Origin of the sequence: Pantoea sp. RIT413, assembly GCF_003057675.2 — a bacterium.
Classification (GTDB): domain Bacteria; phylum Pseudomonadota; class Gammaproteobacteria; order Enterobacterales; family Enterobacteriaceae; genus Pantoea; species Pantoea eucrina.
In genome coordinates, this window is record NZ_QBJB02000002.1 from 275198 (window position 1) to 292349 (window position 17152).

General features: G+C 51.0%; 21 protein-coding genes. 10 read left to right on the forward strand and 11 right to left on the reverse strand.

The window, feature by feature from the left end:
- Positions 1-102 precede the first annotated feature (102 nt).
- The 3 genes from DBY66_RS04940 to DBY66_RS04950 all read left to right on the forward strand — a co-directional run bounded on the left by DBY66_RS04940 (position 103) and on the right by DBY66_RS04950 (position 2069).
- The gene (locus tag DBY66_RS04940; RefSeq protein WP_071668132.1) at positions 103-1263 is read left to right on the forward strand and encodes a diguanylate phosphodiesterase; all 1161 of its coding nucleotides are present in this window, start codon (positions 103-105) and stop codon (positions 1261-1263) included.
- 242 nt (positions 1264-1505) lie between these two features.
- Positions 1506-1769 carry a hypothetical protein gene (locus tag DBY66_RS04945; RefSeq protein WP_040113802.1) on the forward strand — a complete coding sequence of 88 codons (264 nt, stop codon included), beginning with the start codon at positions 1506-1508 and terminating at the stop codon, positions 1767-1769.
- A gap of 102 nt (positions 1770-1871) precedes the next feature.
- On the forward strand, positions 1872-2069 hold the full coding sequence (locus DBY66_RS04950; protein ID WP_040113804.1) for a hypothetical protein: 198 nt from the start codon (positions 1872-1874) through the stop codon (positions 2067-2069).
- Positions 2070-2086: 17 nt separating this feature from the next.
- Here the strand turns inward: DBY66_RS04950 and ycgZ are convergent, their stop codons facing one another.
- The 4 genes from ycgZ to DBY66_RS04970 form a co-directional block, all read right to left on the reverse strand.
- Positions 2087-2329, reverse strand: coding sequence for a regulatory protein YcgZ (ycgZ, locus tag DBY66_RS04955; protein WP_040113806.1), 243 nt, complete (start codon positions 2327-2329; stop codon positions 2087-2089).
- A gap of 228 nt (positions 2330-2557) precedes the next feature.
- The gene (locus DBY66_RS04960; protein ID WP_199559913.1) at positions 2558-2866 is read right to left on the reverse strand and encodes a hypothetical protein; all 309 of its coding nucleotides are present in this window, start codon (positions 2864-2866) and stop codon (positions 2558-2560) included.
- Positions 2867-3386: 520 nt separating this feature from the next.
- Positions 3387-4037: a hypothetical protein gene (locus DBY66_RS04965; RefSeq protein ID WP_040113810.1), complete on the reverse strand. Its 651-nt coding sequence runs from the start codon at positions 4035-4037 to the stop codon at positions 3387-3389.
- Between the two features lie 234 nt (positions 4038-4271).
- A complete protein-coding gene (locus DBY66_RS04970) occupies positions 4272-4532 on the reverse strand; it encodes a hypothetical protein (RefSeq protein WP_071668134.1) in 261 nt (86 codons plus the stop codon).
- A gap of 980 nt (positions 4533-5512) precedes the next feature.
- Here DBY66_RS04970 and DBY66_RS04975 point away from each other — a divergent pair.
- Complete coding sequence (locus DBY66_RS04975; protein ID WP_071668135.1) at positions 5513-6277, forward strand: SDR family oxidoreductase; 765 nt, start codon at positions 5513-5515, stop codon at positions 6275-6277.
- A gap of 54 nt (positions 6278-6331) precedes the next feature.
- Here the strand turns inward: DBY66_RS04975 and DBY66_RS04980 are convergent, their stop codons facing one another.
- The 5 genes from DBY66_RS04980 to DBY66_RS05000 form a co-directional block, all read right to left on the reverse strand.
- On the reverse strand, positions 6332-6562 hold the full coding sequence (locus DBY66_RS04980) for a YgdI/YgdR family lipoprotein (protein ID WP_040113814.1): 231 nt from the start codon (positions 6560-6562) through the stop codon (positions 6332-6334).
- Positions 6563-6584: 22 nt separating this feature from the next.
- Entirely contained in the window at positions 6585-6812 is a 228-nt protein-coding gene (locus tag DBY66_RS04985; protein ID WP_175540442.1) for a YgdI/YgdR family lipoprotein, read from the reverse strand.
- Between the two features lie 315 nt (positions 6813-7127).
- A complete protein-coding gene (locus DBY66_RS04990; protein ID WP_146745172.1) occupies positions 7128-7379 on the reverse strand; it encodes a two-component-system connector protein YcgZ in 252 nt (83 codons plus the stop codon).
- Between the two features lie 50 nt (positions 7380-7429).
- A complete protein-coding gene (locus tag DBY66_RS04995) occupies positions 7430-7648 on the reverse strand; it encodes a hypothetical protein (protein ID WP_233499567.1) in 219 nt (72 codons plus the stop codon).
- A gap of 112 nt (positions 7649-7760) precedes the next feature.
- Positions 7761-8378, reverse strand: a complete 618-nt coding sequence (locus DBY66_RS05000; protein WP_108569790.1) for a TetR/AcrR family transcriptional regulator — start codon at positions 8376-8378, stop codon at positions 7761-7763.
- Between the two features lie 143 nt (positions 8379-8521).
- Between DBY66_RS05000 and DBY66_RS05005 the strand changes: the two genes are divergently transcribed.
- From DBY66_RS05005 to DBY66_RS05025, 5 genes are all read left to right on the forward strand, one after another.
- The gene (locus DBY66_RS05005; protein WP_108569789.1) at positions 8522-9181 is read left to right on the forward strand and encodes an NAD(P)-binding oxidoreductase; all 660 of its coding nucleotides are present in this window, start codon (positions 8522-8524) and stop codon (positions 9179-9181) included.
- A gap of 24 nt (positions 9182-9205) precedes the next feature.
- A complete protein-coding gene (locus DBY66_RS05010; protein WP_108569788.1) occupies positions 9206-9781 on the forward strand; it encodes a pyridoxamine 5'-phosphate oxidase family protein in 576 nt (191 codons plus the stop codon).
- A gap of 352 nt (positions 9782-10133) precedes the next feature.
- The gene (locus DBY66_RS05015) at positions 10134-11117 is read left to right on the forward strand and encodes a DUF1852 domain-containing protein (RefSeq protein ID WP_040113825.1); all 984 of its coding nucleotides are present in this window, start codon (positions 10134-10136) and stop codon (positions 11115-11117) included.
- A gap of 24 nt (positions 11118-11141) precedes the next feature.
- The gene (locus tag DBY66_RS05020) at positions 11142-12173 is read left to right on the forward strand and encodes a methionine synthase (protein WP_071668139.1); all 1032 of its coding nucleotides are present in this window, start codon (positions 11142-11144) and stop codon (positions 12171-12173) included.
- 241 nt (positions 12174-12414) lie between these two features.
- Positions 12415-13035, forward strand: a complete 621-nt coding sequence (locus tag DBY66_RS05025) for a pyridoxamine 5'-phosphate oxidase family protein (RefSeq protein WP_071668140.1) — start codon at positions 12415-12417, stop codon at positions 13033-13035.
- A 68-nt stretch (positions 13036-13103) separates the two neighbouring features.
- Here DBY66_RS05025 and DBY66_RS05030 read toward each other — a convergent pair whose 3' ends face one another.
- The gene (locus DBY66_RS05030; RefSeq protein WP_040113832.1) at positions 13104-13568 is read right to left on the reverse strand and encodes a YlaC family protein; all 465 of its coding nucleotides are present in this window, start codon (positions 13566-13568) and stop codon (positions 13104-13106) included.
- A gap of 67 nt (positions 13569-13635) precedes the next feature.
- On the reverse strand, positions 13636-15039 hold the full coding sequence (locus DBY66_RS05035) for a PLP-dependent aminotransferase family protein (RefSeq protein WP_040113834.1): 1404 nt from the start codon (positions 15037-15039) through the stop codon (positions 13636-13638).
- Positions 15040-15462: 423 nt separating this feature from the next.
- Between DBY66_RS05035 and DBY66_RS05040 the strand changes: the two genes are divergently transcribed.
- Positions 15463-16713, forward strand: a complete 1251-nt coding sequence (locus DBY66_RS05040; RefSeq protein WP_108569891.1) for a sensor domain-containing diguanylate cyclase — start codon at positions 15463-15465, stop codon at positions 16711-16713.
- The last annotated feature ends 439 nt before the right edge of the window (positions 16714-17152 follow it).

Sequence of the window (17152 nt, forward strand, 5' to 3'; positions counted from 1 at the left end):
AATATTGACAGTAATTCAGCCAGATTATTTCAGACAGGATTATACGTAGCTGCCGCCGGCTGATAAAGTAGACAGGTACACTCACGTAAACTGGAGTATTTAATGCTAACCACAATCATTTACCGTAGCCACATCTCTGCGGATGTGCCCGTGAAAATTTTGCCGGGTATGGTTGAGAAGGCGAGTCTCCTGAATGAGTCACACCAGGTTACTGGTATTCTGCTCTTTAACGGTACACATTTCTTTCAGATCCTTGAGGGACCTGAAGAGGGTGTTATGACGATCTACAATCGCATCTGTGCTGACCGTCGTCATCACAATGTGGTTGAACTTATGCGTGACTACTCCCCTTATCGCCGTTTCGGTAATTCCGGGATGGAGCTGTTTGACCTGCGCGAACATGACCAGTCAACCGTACTTCAGGCGGTACTGGATCGCGGTACTTCACGCTTCCGGCTGACCTATGACGATCGGGGCCTGCAGTTCCTGCGCACGTTTGTTGAATCGCGGGAAAAAGAAAACTATTTCGAAGTGCTGCCTGCCGATCTGTGGGATTTTATTCCCGACATGACGGGATCGCTTCAGGAAGAGCACGGCATTCATTTCCGCCCGGTTGTGGATCCACTCGGCCGCGAGATCACCGCACTGGAGGCTATTTCCGATAGTCCGCAGAGCGCAGGTGAAGATGAAGATAAGTATATTGCTAATCTGAACGCCGTACGCATGGCGCTGATGAAGGCGGGCAAAGCCTGTCCGGATGGCATGACGCTCTATCTGACTATTCTGCCTATGACGCTGGTTGCGGTGCCTAACGCGGTTGACACTATCACGGACGCCATTAAAAACGCCGGACTGGTGCCGGAACAGATTATTCTGGGCGTCAGTGAAACGGAAGTTATCCCGGGCCTGAATGATTTTACCGAAGCGGTTAAGCAGCTAAAACAGGCAGGCATCAGCCTGTCGATTGATAACTTTGGTGACGGCTCTGCCGGGCTTTCACTGCTGACTCATGTGCAGCCCGATCGCGTGCGTATTGCTTCCGGAATTATTCGCGATGTTCATCGCAGTGGTCCAAAGCAGGCTGTGATTCAGGCTATTATCAAATGCTGTTCAGCGCTCGAAATCAACGTCATCGCTTCTGGTATTGAACAGCCGGAAGAGTGGATGTGGCTTGAGGCTGCAGGTGTTATCGACTTCCAGGGCTCGCTCTTTACCCCGCAGGGCACATCCGTGTCATGGCCGGAATATCGCGCGGCGATGTAACGCTTACTCTTTCACTATCAGTATCAGTCTGACCGACCGGCACATCAAAAGCCGGTCGGTTGTTTTTTGTCATACCCTTTCCGGCTCTGCTCTTTTTTCAACCAGAAAAGATCTTTTCTGACAGCACTGCTGCGATAAATATGTGAAATTTATAAGAAACGCTCAGGCTCGCTGCGGTTCAGGGTTACACACTAAAATTCTGTGGTAAACTTTGCGCCCCCGAACCTGCAGGCGGACACATCATGAAAAAAGAATTTGAAGAAAAGATGACGGAAATTTTGATCGGTGAGGCGGTTACTGACTTACTTGATGCTAATGCAGCCATTTCATGGACCGCTTTACTTGATCGTCTGCGCGCTGGTCTTGATAAAGAGACCGATGAGCATCGCATCCGTGCCGGATTGCGTGCTATCGACGAAGTCAGACGTGAAATGCAGGTTAGGGCGTCTGAAAAAGCGATCGGGACTGAATCTGATATACGGCCTGCACGCGGAAAAATGCATTAAAATTGATTTAAATCAAAGACTCTCTAAGGTCTGACGCTAAATTGTTTCCCGGGAACAATTTCTGTTAGACTGTATGCTTATCCACCTACGGACGGAGGTCATGTGAAAAATGACGCAGCCGCCGAAGATATCTACGCCGTTATTGGAACGGTTGTGGCGCGCCTTCTTAAGCCGGACCAGCATCTGACTCTGCATGAGATTACTACTGCACTGCATCACATGGGTGAGACAGCGACAGGGCAGGATGTTCGTGAGGCCTGCCGTAAAGCTGTCATTTTGCTTGCTCGTCAGATGCACTAACTAAAGCTCACGCAGTATTAACGATCAAACAACAGTCCAATCAGTGCCTGATAATGCTGCTCTTCTTCGGCGCTGGTTGCTGCTTCAAGACGACCAAGCAGTTTTGTGCATAACGCCTTACGGTTAAGGTTTTTGCCTGAGGTCAGAATTTCAACTACCAACTGTCCCAGCGTTTCCTGCTGGCTCAGAGTGGATGCTTTGTTGAAATAGTTAGCGATGTCACTAGCGGATGATGGATGCTGTACCATATTCTGACGCATAGTTAGCCTCGTTGTAATAAGTAAGTTGTACTGACAGAGGTAAAGTTATACAACTAACTTTTACTTGTACAGCTTTTTCTGCCACTAATTTATCGCCTGCGATCTTTTCATTCTTATTTTTCTTTTATATCAAATAGTTAAATGAAATTTTTTTGAGTGAAAATTTTACTTCTTCTTTGTACAGCTTCTGCATTGAGACGTGTACAACGTGGTTGCGCTGATATTCTGCTAACTCTCTTCATCGTCACCTGAGGTAAAACGTATCGGTTTAGCCGATAACGCTGCCTGCTCATGACGTTGTGCCTGGGCCTGCCACTCTGTCTGAGTCTGGTGAATTCGCTCAGGCTGTACAAAATTTTTCAGCCAGCTTCTGGCATCGGCAATTTGTGCCAGACGCTCATCGTTCTCTTCTCTCTCTGCCATGCGACCCAGCTCTGCGATCAGGGCCTGAACGCTGATATCCCGATCGCCCAGTGCCAGATTGAGTGTCGCTTCGCCAATAATGACGTGACCTACTACCTTTTCATGAAATAACACTTCCGCTCTCCTCATCATAGTTTTGTAATGATTTTAAAGTGTAATGAGCAGCAATACTTCTACAATACGCTGTAAACGATCAGCTGAGTCCCGATGCAAAAAGTATTTGATGATTCTGAGATACAGGTTTGTAACGTACTGATAGCGCGCAACATCATCTGTTCATGCAGTGTAAACCGGTTAAAGGCAGAATAATCTTAAAAAATTTGAACGTTATTCATCGCTGTCTGTTTCAGCTCTGGCGCTTTTTCAGACGTTGCATGCCACTTTTTATAGCCCGCTGATTGCTGATGATTACAGCCTGGTCATGGGGGACAAACCTGAACCCGGTTAACAAAAGCCACGCTTTAGGACAATTGCCCGCTCTATACTCAGGCCTGGGTCTGCATTTATTCTGATAACTGCAACCCTGGCTGGCGTGCTCTGCTTTTACTCTATACGTGTGTTAAGCATGGCACGCGCTTACCTTATTAGCTTTATATCAGCAGAGTAAATTTTGCGCATGCAGGAGGGTGAGAGGTTAATGCTCCGGATTATCAGGAGTGAGGGGAAGGGTACTGATGATCACTCTGCGCAGCAGATGGCTGTCAGGCTGGCTGCCCCAGCAAAAGGTGATCCAGTGTTCACAAAATGCGTGCCAGTCAGAAACCGGCACCAGCGGTTTGTCGCGACGTGTCCCGTCCCACACATAGACATAGTGATCGCGATCGCGCAGTGCCCAGGCAATCATACTCTCCCACATCACCTTTGCCGCATTGGTCTGAGCGCTATCGGTAACAATAATTGAACGCGTATGCAGGAAATAACAAAAAAAGCGACGAGCCAGGCCATGCACCGCCTGTTCATGCTGCGGCTGACGCGTGCGCCAGACCATAATCTGAATGCAGGCGCGTAACGGCGAGGTAAAATCCTCTGTTTCTTCCAGCCTTACTGCATAGACCGTTTCAGGTTTCGGTTCCTGGGTAACCAGCCGGTATTGTTTATCCTCCGGACAGACATAGAGCGCATAGCCAAAGGGAATAATAAAGCCTGGCAGCGTAAATACGCGCGTCTTACCTGTAAGAAAAGCACAGGTATCGTCCCGGTTTGGCACTTCACGGCTCAGAATCTGATTAAAGTGCGTATCAGGTAAGGTGATGGGCATGTGGTTATCCGCTGTCGTACGTTCCAAAAGACCTCCCTGAAAACCGGAGTGGATTTGATCATCAGTTTGAATGAGTAATAAGCTGGTACAGCAGGAAAAAGTGTAGCCGGAGATAAGATTATAAGCGTCTGTTCAGATACGCCGTAGCAGGGCGGAGGTGTCGTCCATGACAGTTTCTCCGGCCGGTAAACGCTTGCACGTAACCGATAAGGTTATCTTTATCGCCGTCTTCCAGCCGGAGCCGGATTACGTCCATAGGCGTCAGTTCTTTTCGTCGTTCAGGCTTGTCAGTGTCTGCAAATAGGGCACGTGCGGAACAACGTGCTCGGGTTTATCGAAACTTTTCAGCCAGCTTCTGGCCTCTGAGATCTCAATAAGACGGGCATCGCTGCCACCCGCATTTGCCATTGATTCGAGCTCATTAATCAGTGAACGAACGCTGATCTTTTTTTCGCTCAGTGCAAGGCTGAGTGCCGCTTCGCCGATAATGACATGACCTATCTCGTCATGTTGAATAGACAAACAAACCTCCTTTACGATTGCATGATAACCTCACCACTTACTGTAGGCGTAACGGCAGAATTTGCCGGATATATTTTGAAATTTCCCAAATCAGCTAGCAGAACTTTTTGATCGAACGCTTTTTAGCCAATGAAAATTCTGCGGGCTTTCGCCAGCGACCCTTCTGAAATTCTGCAAAAAAAAAGCCCGCGCAGGGCGGGCTAACAAAATGTTGAAGAGGATTTCTCTCGCTGAAAACGCATCCTGTGTGTTGTTTGCCAGAATAGGCTGGCTCATACACTATAGATGACAAACCATTTTAAATTGGGTTTTAGCTGTAAACCCGACGAAAATCTGCGTTGCTCATCGGACCAGCATAAAATAGGGCAATAAGCTAATCAGGCAGGCTATAAGCAGTTTACAGAAATGGATAACCGGGCCAGAGGTAAGCAGATAACAACAACCCGTGTAATTGACAAAAAAATGCCTCCGCGAGGAGGCAAGGTAGGAGTTACTCAGCTCAGTGCTTAGTTGGATTTCTCACTGAACACTTTAAGAATAGAGAAATTTGTCAGTTTTTCCGACTCGCTTGGTAAAAAATTATACATACAAAACTTATAGTTAGCATGATTACTGATTAACTATATGAATAATATGGTTTTAGTTTGTGATGAAATCGTTTTCTAAGAATTTACTTATATTTTCATTAACCTGCTCATATCACCCTTTCTAATCTTATTCTTCAGGTAGCGACTTTTCTGTGGGTGGATTTTTAACCAGACTCAGTACCGCACACCTTTTGCTTTCATATCTGAAGTGCGCCACCGACTGCAAACCAATACAAATATGCGCCTTAAAAGAGGCGTGATTGTCACTTTTGACAAAAAGCACAGGGTGACGCGTGCTCCATTGAGAGTCATCCTAAAACTTACGTTTCGCTTGATGACTGGCGAGAGCTTGCCAGGCTTAGGAGTGTCATTTCCATCAGATAAGGAGAAATCATGTCACGGTTTGCAGATAAAGTTGTCGTTATTACTGGTGCAGGCTCAGGTATTGGCGCTGCGTCAGCACAACGTTTTGCTGCTGAAGGGGCATCAGTAGTACTGGTGGGAAGAACTGAAGAGAAGCTGCAGAAAGTCAAAGAGGCTTTACCTGCCGGAAAACATCTTGTTGTTCCCTGTGATGTTTCAGATGCCGGGCAGGTCAGGCAGCTTAGTGAAAAGGTGAACCAGCACTACGGGCGCGCGGATGTACTGGTCAACAATGCGGGCAGTATCGTTCAGGGCAAGATCCATGAAGTCTCTCCTGATGACTGGAAAAAGCTGATGGGCACCGATCTGGATGGCGTCTATTACTGCACGCACTACTTTATGCCAGCCCTGCTGAAAACCAAAGGTAACGTTGTCAACATCTCTTCCGTATCCGGACTTGGTGGCGACTGGGGAATGAGCGTATATAACGCGGCCAAAGGCGCTGTGACCAACTTCACGCGCGCACTGGCGATGGACTATGGCTCAGACGGCGTCAGAGTCAATGCTATCTGTCCGGGATTTACGTTTACTGATTTAACGGAAAACGCAAAACAGGATGAGGAGCTGCTGGCACGCTTTTACGACCGCATTCCGCTACGCCGTGCGGGAGAGGCTGATGACATTGCGGGCGCAATTGTCTTTATTGCCAGCGATGATGCGCGCTATATCACGGGCGCTAACCTGCCGGTTGATGGCGGTTTAACGGCATCGAACGGTCAGCCAAAACAGGCCTGATAGCAGCAAGAAAGCCCGCGCAACTGCGCGGGCTTATCTTTGACGTCACACAAACTATGAGCGTGGGATCTCAGACACTTCTTTGACATCAGCTTTATTAATCTGCTGTTTAACGCCGTTGGCATCGACATAACCCAGCAGTCCTGATTCCGCTTCTTTTGGCTTACCATCGCTGACAATAGTACGACCATCATTAGTATGAATCGCATAGGTGGTGCGGGTGCAGCCGGTAAGGGCGGACAGGGCAATAATCGCTGCTACTGGAAGTAAAATAACTTTCTTCATTGTACTCTCCTTGATAGATGGATCAGTTATTCAGTTCACTCATGTTCGTGATTTGATCACGATTGATCTGCTCAGTTTTGCCGGTTTGCGCGTTTTCATACGATACCAGCCCGGTATCGCTATCTACCTGTGGTTTACCACTGGTAATAATGGTGCGGCCATCAGTCGTTTTAATCGCCTGGTTAGACGAGCAGCCGGTTACGGCTAAAAGAGATGTCAGGACTGCGGCAGCAACAACCATTTTTTTCATCATATTTCCCTATTTTCTGGACACGTTATAAGAGGAGCATAGTCCATAATTTACGGAGGTGGTCTGACCTTGATGATTTTTTTGTGCAATTGATGCGGTGAACAGCAGGAGGTGTGTAGCCGTGCCGGAGCGCATATTCTGCTATCCGTCCGGTGATGCCTGAAAAACAGATAAACGCAGGCGCACCATCAGAAAAGAGACAGGTTTGTTAAGAAATTTTTGGCTAAAGAGAGGGCACGCCACGGAGGCGCACTTTATAGCCTGCAGGAAAACGAGTATGCAGCGAGCTGATACAGATAAAGTAAATGACTATTATCAGGCCGCTTCTGCACGCCCTAAAAGCAGATTGAAAAGATTCTCATAATGCATTTTCTCACCAGGGTCTGTGCAGTGATCCAGCCGCGCAAGTAAAGCGATACAGAGCGCTTTGCGATTAAGGATTTTATCAGAACATAAAATCTCTTTAACCATTTCACCCAGCAATTCAAATTCTGTGGACTGACGTATTCTGGCCTGCTCTTCAGCGCTGACTTTATCCATTACGGGAAGATAATGATTCTGGCACATAGTTCTCTCTTATTAATTTAACCGGCTGATGGATCGGCACTGAAGCACTATTAATTCATTTTCCTGGCCAGCAACCGAATAACTTTTTCGCACGCCTGCTGCATTTCAGGGCTGTCCGCTCGTAAGCCTGTACGGTATAACGCGCCGATGATCTCCTGCAAAGAAAGCGTTTCACCCGGTTTTAAAATCTGTGTAATTACGTCACCCAGTAAAGCGTACATCGCTTGCGCATCTTCTGAATCATCTTGCTGCACATAACCCCCATCCATTTTTGAAATTGCTTAATGTTTGTAATATGTCAGGGACGCCTGTTACTAAAAATCGTGACGACAGCACAGTAGCTTAATTAGGAAATGCGTATTTCCTAATAGCGCAGCAGCGTTAATCCAGCAGGCGCAGCGCCATCTTAATGGTTTCAGCGCCATTAGTCACATCCTGAATTTTTCCCAGTACGCGCATACCAAACGCAATACAGAGCAGTAAACCGGCAGTCGTATCGGCATCCAGATGACTTGCTATAGAACCATCAGCCTGGCCCTGCTGAATCAGCGACATCAGGAAAGCGCGGTTGCGCAGCACTGCCTGGCGTACCAGATGAGATAACTCTTCATCAAGCGTCTGCAGCTCCACGGTGCTGCCTACCACCAGACAGCCGCGCCGTCCCTCTATCTCGCTGGCGGAATCGAGATAGAACTGGAGTAGCTCAGCGACGCGTTCACGACCCGTAGAGAATGCGTTCAGACGTTCGCGCAGATCGGTATTGCGAATGGCAATGTAGCGCTCGAACACGCGCAGAAAAAGCGAGCGCTTGTCCTGAAAAGCTTTGTAGATACTCCCCGCAGTAAGCTGCATAGCATCACCAAGGTCGGCAATAGAGGCAGCGTGAAACCCTTTCTGGCGGAAAACGATCATCGCATTATCAAGCGCAACATCAATATCAAAATTGCGCGGCCTGCCGCGTTCGCGGGGAGCTGTGGCAGAGGATTTTACTGGTGGCATTTTCAGCCCTTATGAAGCGATTATTTCCAAATTATCCCGGTTGCGTCCGGGCCGGTCAACGCCGGAGATTTGCGCTAGAGTTAAGTGGTTAAATTACATCGTATTGCGATAAATATTTCAGCCTTTGTGACAGGGGGATCAGCATGAAAGATGTCTTTATTGTGGGTGGTGCAGGAAAGATTGGTCGTGAGCTGGGTCAGCAGCTGACCCGTGCCGGCGTGGCGGCACGGGCGTTGTGTCGTACCGCTGAGCAGGAAGCCAGCCTGCAGCAGCAGGGTATCCAGGCTGTCAGAGGCGACCTGGTTGCCCTTGATGAACAGCAACTCACCGAACTGATGCAGGGATGTGGAGTCGTGGTCTTCACCGCTGGTGCCGGCGGAAAAGGCGGAGAGGCGATGACAAATGCCGTTGATGGCGACGGGCTGGCTAAGTCAGTTGCAGCCGCACAGCGGGCCGGTATTGAACGCTTTATTCTGGTCTCCGCCTTTCCGGAAGCGGGGCGTGGCAGGCAGCTTTCTGACACTTTTGAAAACTATATGCGCGTAAAAAAACAGGCCGACGTGGTTCTCGCCGCCAGCGCGCTTGAATGGGTTATTCTGCGTCCCGGCACGTTAACAGATGAGCCGGCAACCGGCAAAATCAGCGCCGGACCGGCAATTGCCTATGGCACGATTGCCCGTGCCGATGTTGCAGCCACCCTGGCGGCGCTGGTCCATCAGCCTGCCGTATCCCGCGTCATTATTGAGCTGACGGCGGGAGAGACACCCGTTGCAGAGGCGATAGACGCGCTGGTTTCACGCTAACCGGTTCAGCCGCGAGGAGACGTTATGGCACATTTACCGGATGCGCATCTGCAGGCAATCTGGCAAAAGCTGACTCATGCGGTCAGCGCGCGCTCAACCTTTACCCTGATGCAGCTGGCCAGCGTGGCAGAGAATGCACAGCCTAAGATCAGAACCATAGTGCTGCGCGATTTCAGCCTCGCGCCAGCTTCCTTACTGTTTACCACTGACGTGCGCAGCGCCAAAGTGCAGGAGATGAGAGATAATCCGCAAGTTTCGCTGCTGGGCTGGGATGCGGAGAACAGCTTTCAGCTGCGTCTTGAGGGTAAGGCAGGCTGCGTGGATGAAGGCGAACTGCGCCGTACCGTCTGGCAGAAGCTGCGGCCCGCTGCGCAGCAGTTATTTTACTCGCCTGATTCACCCGGTGAGATCCTTGATGATCCGGATGCGCTGCGTAGCGGACACGCCTCCGCTCCGTTAGCTGACCCCCCGGAAAATTTTGCGCTGATACGCATCATGATAGAGCGTGTTGAGTCGCTTGATGTTAGTAGCGAACCTCATCAGCGCTGTGAGTTCTTACTGCAGGCGAACGGATGGACAGGACGGTGGCTGGTGCCTTAGCTCGCCTGACTCAAATATTTTCAGCTAAGTGAAAATGTGGATGTTGAGATTTATTCATCCTGATTAAACGGGGTGCAGATTAATCAAGCCTTAAAAAACATAAGGTTATGCGCCTTTCGGTTCACGCCTGCCTTCATTTCAATTTAGTTATGGGCTTAATGAAGCCGCTGCCCATCTGAACATGAAAAAGCTTCAGGTTCGGTGAAATTTAATCACTTTTTTTCAGCAGGGGAGTAAGGCATAAAAGAGTCAGCCCATTGAGGAAATGGTTATATCAAATCAGCATTCAGCGTCGGTTGTACAGGCAGACAGAGAAGCAGGTTTACATCAGAAATTGAGGTGAGAAATTACGATGAACAAAGAATTTACCTTTTCAATTAAAAGCCTTCGTTTTGACGAAAACTATAATCCTTCTGCAAACACGCGTATCACAACTAACTTCGCCAATCTGGCAAGAGGTGAAATGCGTGAGGAAAACCTGCGCAACGCACTGAAGATGATTGATAACCGCTTTAACTCGCTGGCGCACTGGGACAACCCGAAAGCTGACCGCTATGCCGTTGAGCTGGATATCATCTCTGTTGAGCTGAATATCGATCCGGCGGGAAATGAAAAGCCGTTTCCGGTCATCGAAGTCCTGAAGACAACCGTAGTTGATAAAACAAGCGGGCAGCGCTTTGAAGGCGTCGTCGGGAACAATTTCTCTTCCTGGGTGCGCGATTACGATTTCAGCGTTGTGTTATCTGAGCACAATAAAAACCAGGCCGGTTTCAGTACGCCGAAAAACTTCGGTGATCTGCACGGCAATATCTTCAAAGGCTTCGTCAGCTCAGATATCTATAAAGCCAGCTTCAGCAAGCGTCCGATTATCTGCCTGAGCGTCTCCAGTAAAAATACCTATTACCGTACCGGTAATCATCATCCGGTTCTGGGGATTGAATATCGGCAGGACGCGGATTCGCTGACCGATCACTACTTTGCCAAAATGGGCCTGCAGGCGCGCTATTTCATGCCGCAGGGCAGCGTTGCGCCGCTGGCTTTCTATTTTGCCGGCGATCTGCTGCGTGATTACAGCGATCTGGAGCTTATCAGCACCATCAGCACGATGGAGACGTTTCAGAAAATCTATCGTCCGGAGATCTACAACGCGAACTCAGCGGCCGGACAGGAGTATCAGCCGAGCCTGTCACACAAGGATTATTCACTGACACGCATCGTTTATGACCGTGAAGAGCGTACGCATCTGGCGGTTGAGCAGGGTAAATTCACCGAACAGCATTTTATCAAACCTTACCAGACTCGTCTGGAGCAATGGTCTGCTGAGTTTGCGCACTGATTAATGGAAAAAAGGTTATCTATAGTGAAAAAGTTATTACCGACATCGACGTCTGGCAGTTTACCGAAACCTTCATGGCTGGCGCAGCCGGAAACATTATGGTCCCCGTGGAAACCGGCGGGTGACGATCTGGCAGATGCCAAGCGCGATGCGCTACGTCTCTGCCTCGACGACCAGCTGCGGGCCGGTATTGATATCGTCAGCGATGGTGAGCAGACGCGTCAGCATTTTGTGACGACGTTTATTGAGCATCTCAACGGCGTGGATTTTGAAAAGCGCGAAACGGTGCGGATCCGCAACCGCTACGATGCGAGCGTACCGTCGGTGGTAGGTGAAGTTTCACGCACTAAACCTGTATTTGTTGATGATGCAAAATTCCTGCGTCAGCTGACCACTCAGCCGATCAAATGGGCGCTGCCTGGCCCGATGACCATGATCGACACGCTGTATGACGGTCACTATAAAAGTCGCGAAAAACTCGCCTGGGAGTTTGCCAAAATCCTCAATCAGGAAGCCAAAGAGCTGGAAGCCGCAGGCGTGGATATCATCCAGTTTGATGAGCCTGCCTTCAACGTCTTCTTTGATGAGGTTAATGACTGGGGTATTGCGGCGCTGGAGCGTGCCATTGAGGGATTACAGTGCGAAACCGCTGTACATATCTGCTATGGCTACGGCATTAAAGCCAATACTGACTGGAAGAAAACGCTGGGTTCTGAGTGGCGCCAGTATGAAGAAATTTTCCCGCGCCTGCAGCGCTCAAATATCGATATCGTCTCACTGGAGTGCCAGAACTCCCGCGTGCCGATGGAGCTGATTGAACTGATCCGCGGGAAAAAAGTGATGGTCGGTGCCATCGATGTGGCAACCAATACTGTCGAAACGCCGGAGCAGGTAGCGGAAACGCTGCGTAAAGCGCTGCAGTTTGTCGATGCGGATAAGCTCTATCCCTGCACCAACTGCGGTATGACGCCGCTGTCGCGTCAGGTTGCTCGCGGCAAGCTGGATGCGCTGAGCGCCGGTGCTGATATCGTGCGCCGCGAACTGCTGGGCCAGTAATACGCCTGAGGGTGTATCAGGGCTGACGTCTGACGTCGGCCCTTTTTTTTATCATTCTTAACCGCGCCGTACGCTTTTGCGGCTATCCCGGCCAGGCGGTTCATTAGACAAACAAATATATTTATACGCAGGCGCTGAAAATAACTGTGCGGCGGCGCAGCAATATGCCATTCGCGCGTTGCTTCCGGCGTAATGCATCCCTTACGCTAGCGGCAGGCCCGTTAAACACAGGATTCCGGCAATGGCGGATGGAAGCAATACGATTACCGATTTAAGCGCGCTTGCAGCGTGCTACGGCGCGGTGGCGAAACCGTCGCTGACCAAAGTCACCGATCATATTCACCCGGCGTATCGTCCCTTTATCGCCGCCTCACCCTTTGTCGCGCTGGCCACCAGCGGACCGGATGGGCTGGACGTTTCACCCAGAGGCGATCCGGCAGGTTTTGTGCATATTGAGGATGAGCGCACGCTCTTGCTGCCGGACAGACGCGGCAATAACCGTATCGATAGCCTGCGCAACATTTTGCATGATAATCGGGTAGCGCTGCTGTTTCTGATCCCGGGTATCGGGGAGACATTGCGCGTAAACGGAACCGCCACCATAAGCGTCGATCCCGCCTTACTTACCCGCTTCGCGATGAATAATCAGCTGCCAAAAACGGTGTTAACCATCACCGTTGAGAGCGTCTTTTTCCAGTGCAGCCGGGCCATCATTCGCTCCCGGCTCTGGGATCCGGCAACGCAAATTACGCGGGAGGCGCTGCCAAGCACCGGTTCCATACTGAACAGCATTTCGCAGGATATTGACGCCGGTGCCTACGATGCGGCACTCCCTGGTCGCCTGAAAGAGACACTCTATTAATCCGGCCTGATGCCGCACAGCAACCTGCACTCTACAGCCTGCCAGCAGGCTGTTTTCAGTTCCGCAGACTACCGGGTTCTCAGACGGTAAATATCAGCAAAGTAAAGATGGCCTTTACGGGCATACTGCGCCTGCAGGGTAGCTTTTTCGCTTTCGGTGAGTACATCTCCATTGAGCAGGTCATGAATAAAGGCTTCGCGAACGTAAACTTCCATGTACCAGTCGCCGGTATAGCAGTTCTTCCATGCGCCTTTATCGATATCTTTTACCCGGTAAGACGGGTTCACGTGAAAAAAGAAAAAGAAGTTACAGACGGCAAAAATGGCACAGCAGACGACATACTCAATTGTGCCGAAGGAGTCGGAGTAGAGTAAAAGTGCCATGGTCAGCACAAACAGGAAACACATCAGGCCATACAGGCCCGGGTACTGACGGATAAACGATACGTCGAAATAGGGTCGATCGTTGCGTTTTTCCGCGCGGTTGATGCTGTCCAGCTCCTGCTGCAGAAGCGCATTAAGTTGATTGCTCATGTTTTAAACCTTATCTGCCCATAATGATGGAGTTAACGTTTTACTGGCTGTTGTTAGCGTCACGCTGCTAAATCGCCATACCGGAAAAGTGGATGGGATCGGCCAGCATGGCGGCCAGAATTTTCAGGCCCTCTTCACACTGCTGCCGCGACTGAGAACCGCCCAGACAGATGCGCAGCGCGTCAGCAGGAAGATTACCAGTGCAAAACGCGGCACCGGAGACGGCGCTGATCCCTTTTTCACGCAGCTTTGCCGCAATGTCGGAGGCGTTGGCGTTGACCAGACCGGGCAGCGGCAGCCAGAGGTGATAGCCTGCGCTGTCAGCCTCAAACGGGTATCCGGTCAGGCAGGCCGCTGCAATCTGCTGGCGGATGCCCGCCTCCTGTCTGATAGCGATCAGCATGCGATCTGCCGTCCCGTCATTGATCCACTGCCGCGCCAGCGCATTAGTGAGCGGGCTGGACATCACCGTCAGCGCCCGCAGCACGCCGGAAAGCAGCTGCATCATCTGTCTGTCAGGGCCCTTCACAAACGCGATCCGCAATCCGGGGCCAAAGCACTTCGACAGGCCGGTAAGATACCAGGTCAGTTCCGGTATTAATCCGGCAAACGTTGGCACCGGTGCATCGCTGAGCGCCGCATAAGCGTCATCTTCAATGACCGTAATGTTATAGCGCTGACAGCACTCAGCCAGCGCCCGCCGGCGCGCTTCCGGGATCGTCATCGTGGTCGGATTTTGCAGCGTCGGGTTGATATAGAATGCGCCGATCTCGCCGCTGCGACACAGCGCCTCAAACGCCAGCGGATCGGGCCCCTGCGCGTCACAGAGCACCGGCTGCAGCCGCACACCCAGATGACTGGCAATCGCCTTCATGCCAGGGTAAATCAGGCTGCTGACACAGACCGCACCTTTCCTGCGCTTCAGCAGCGTCATGATGCCCATCAGAGCGCTGTGAATGCCCGGACAAACCAGCACGTCGGCCTCGCTCTCTACGTGAAGTTTGCGCCCGATCCAGCGCATCGCTGCTGCTTTATCCTCTGCCGTCCCGCCAAAATCCTGATAGCGCAGCAGACTCAGCATGTCGGTCTGGTTAAAAAGGTTGATGGCTCCTGCGCGCAGCGCTTCCTCAACGGCGGCACCGGCAGGCTCTGTCGGCGCATTCATGGTCATTTCATAAGTGCTGGCAGGCAGAGCTGAAGAGGCTGATGCCCGCGCACGAATAAAACTGCCGAGTCCGGGGCGTGAGTCAATTAATCCTCTGCGCCGCGCTTCCGCATAACCGCGCGTTACCGTGGTGTAATTCAGACCCAGCGTTTCAGCCAGTTCACGCAGCGGCGGCAGACGGTAGCGTGAAGGCAACTCGCCTGTACTGATGCCCTCTGCAATGAAATCCGCGATGCGCAGATAGGCCGGACGTTGCGTCTGCTGCTGAAGCAGGGCTGCCCAGCGCGTAAAAAGCGGCGTAATCATATTAAATCCTGTCTCAGGACGTTACGCAGACAGGTATATCACAGCCATAATCAAGGCGTAACTTGATTGCATGGTTGATTGCATCAGTTTTTCCATTTGACTCACTTTGCGTGTTATCTGTACAGCGACAGGACGGGGCAGATTGCCGTAAAAGGAGGCTCTCGCTGCCCGCCGCGGGGAATAACGCTTTACCGATTAAAGATTGCAGGCGGGTCAGCCGATAACGCTTCTGTGCTGCGTCAGTTTTTGTATCGGGTCAGAGAAACAGCGACGTTTTGCCAAATCAGGCAGGCGTAAAATGATTCTCTGACTATCATCGTTCTTTTACGCGCGTGCAGGATAGCAAGCCGGGCGATCGGGATATCTGCCACAATACGTTTTATGCTCTTTGAGTATCGTCAGAATAAACCAGGTCCAGCTATCATGAGCACAACGATCAAACCTATCTTATCCGCCGTTTGGTCCACCAACGCCCTGGGGATCTGCGTCACCAGCCAGGAGTGCCCTGCCGGCCTGATGCCTGCGCTCAAAGGCGTCACGCTACGGGAGTGGCTGAGCATCGCCCAGGCTGATGAGGATGCAAAAATTGCGCTGCTGCTGACTGCGGCCCTGGAGCGCGTACAGCCTTTTCATATTGAAGTGCCGATCAACTGCCTGGATGGCACCCTGCGCCATGTCATCGTGTCAGGATTGCCGGGCGAGCGGGCGGAAGCGCCACACCTGCAGTACAGCGGTTTCGTACTGGATGTCACCGGACAGCGTAAGGCGCTGGAGGAGGCGCTGCGCACGGCCGCTGAATATCGCCTGCTGATTGAAAACAGCACGGATCTTATCGCTCACTGCGATGCCGAAGGGCGGTATGTCTCAATTTCTCCCTCCTACAGCGAAATGATTGGCTGGTCAGCCGAAGAGATGCTGGGCCAGCGGGTGACGGACTTTCTGCACCCTGACGATCGCGCACCTGCAGCCGCGGTGCTGAGTGCTATTTTCGCCGGGGGGGAGCAGCCGGACGTGGTGGAGGTGCACAAACGTCATCGCAATGGCCACTATATTACGCTTGGCACAAAAGCCTGCGGCGTGACCGATCCCTCCACGGGAAAGAACATCGGTGCGGTACTGGTATCGCGCGATATCACCCGCGACAAAGAGAAAATGCTGCAGCTGGAGCAGCAGGCGATGCGTGACGCGCTGACCGGCCTGCCAAACCGCTCCTGGTTTTATAAGCAGGTTGACGCCCTGCTCGCACAGCAGCAGGAGCAGCGCCTTGTCACGGTGCTGTTTCTCGATCTGAACGGATTTAAAGCCGTTAACGATTCAATGGGCCATGCGGCAGGTGACACGCTGCTGTTACAGATAAGCGAGCGGCTGCAGAGCTGCCTGGCGCCGGATGAGTCGGTTGCCCGACTCGGCGGCGATGAGTTTGTGTTAGCAGCCCGATGCCGCGATCGCCGGGAGGCCTCTGCGCTTGCTGAACGTCTGATTGCCAGCTTCAATGCCCCTTTCAGCATCAGCAGCAGGACGATAAGCATCGGGGCCGCCATCGGCATAAGCCAGGCGCGACCTGCGACATTATCCGCTAAATTACTGATTCAGCAGGCTGACACCGCCATGTACCAGGCAAAAGCCCGCCGTGACGTCGCATACCAGTTTTTCTGCCTGCCCTCGCCTCTGTGACGGGCATCAGGCTGGCTAACAGAATTACATCGCGATTTCTCTCCCCCGATCTGGTGGCTGAAAGGGTTACGCGCACGATAAAGCAGATCGCAGCTTTCACTGGTTTACGCATTTGGCTAATCGGTGTGGCTGTGATTTTTCTGAGTGTCGGATTAATAATGTATGTTAATAAACGGTACTTTTATTCTTTTCATTCTTTTTAATAACTAATTGGTTAATGAATTTTTTAGCTCCGCCGAAATAAATCTATGTGAAAGGCTTTTATCTTAATTTATGATTTATGCGCTAACGAAGCGTAAGCCAGGCTGGACAATGCATTAGTAACGTGATGTTATTGTCTGCGCATTGATTAATTTTATCTGACATTTCCAAAATAAATACGCTCTGCCGATGCCTGAAAGCCGTGTTCTGTTTTCAGGTTTTGCTTTTTTCTCAGCTG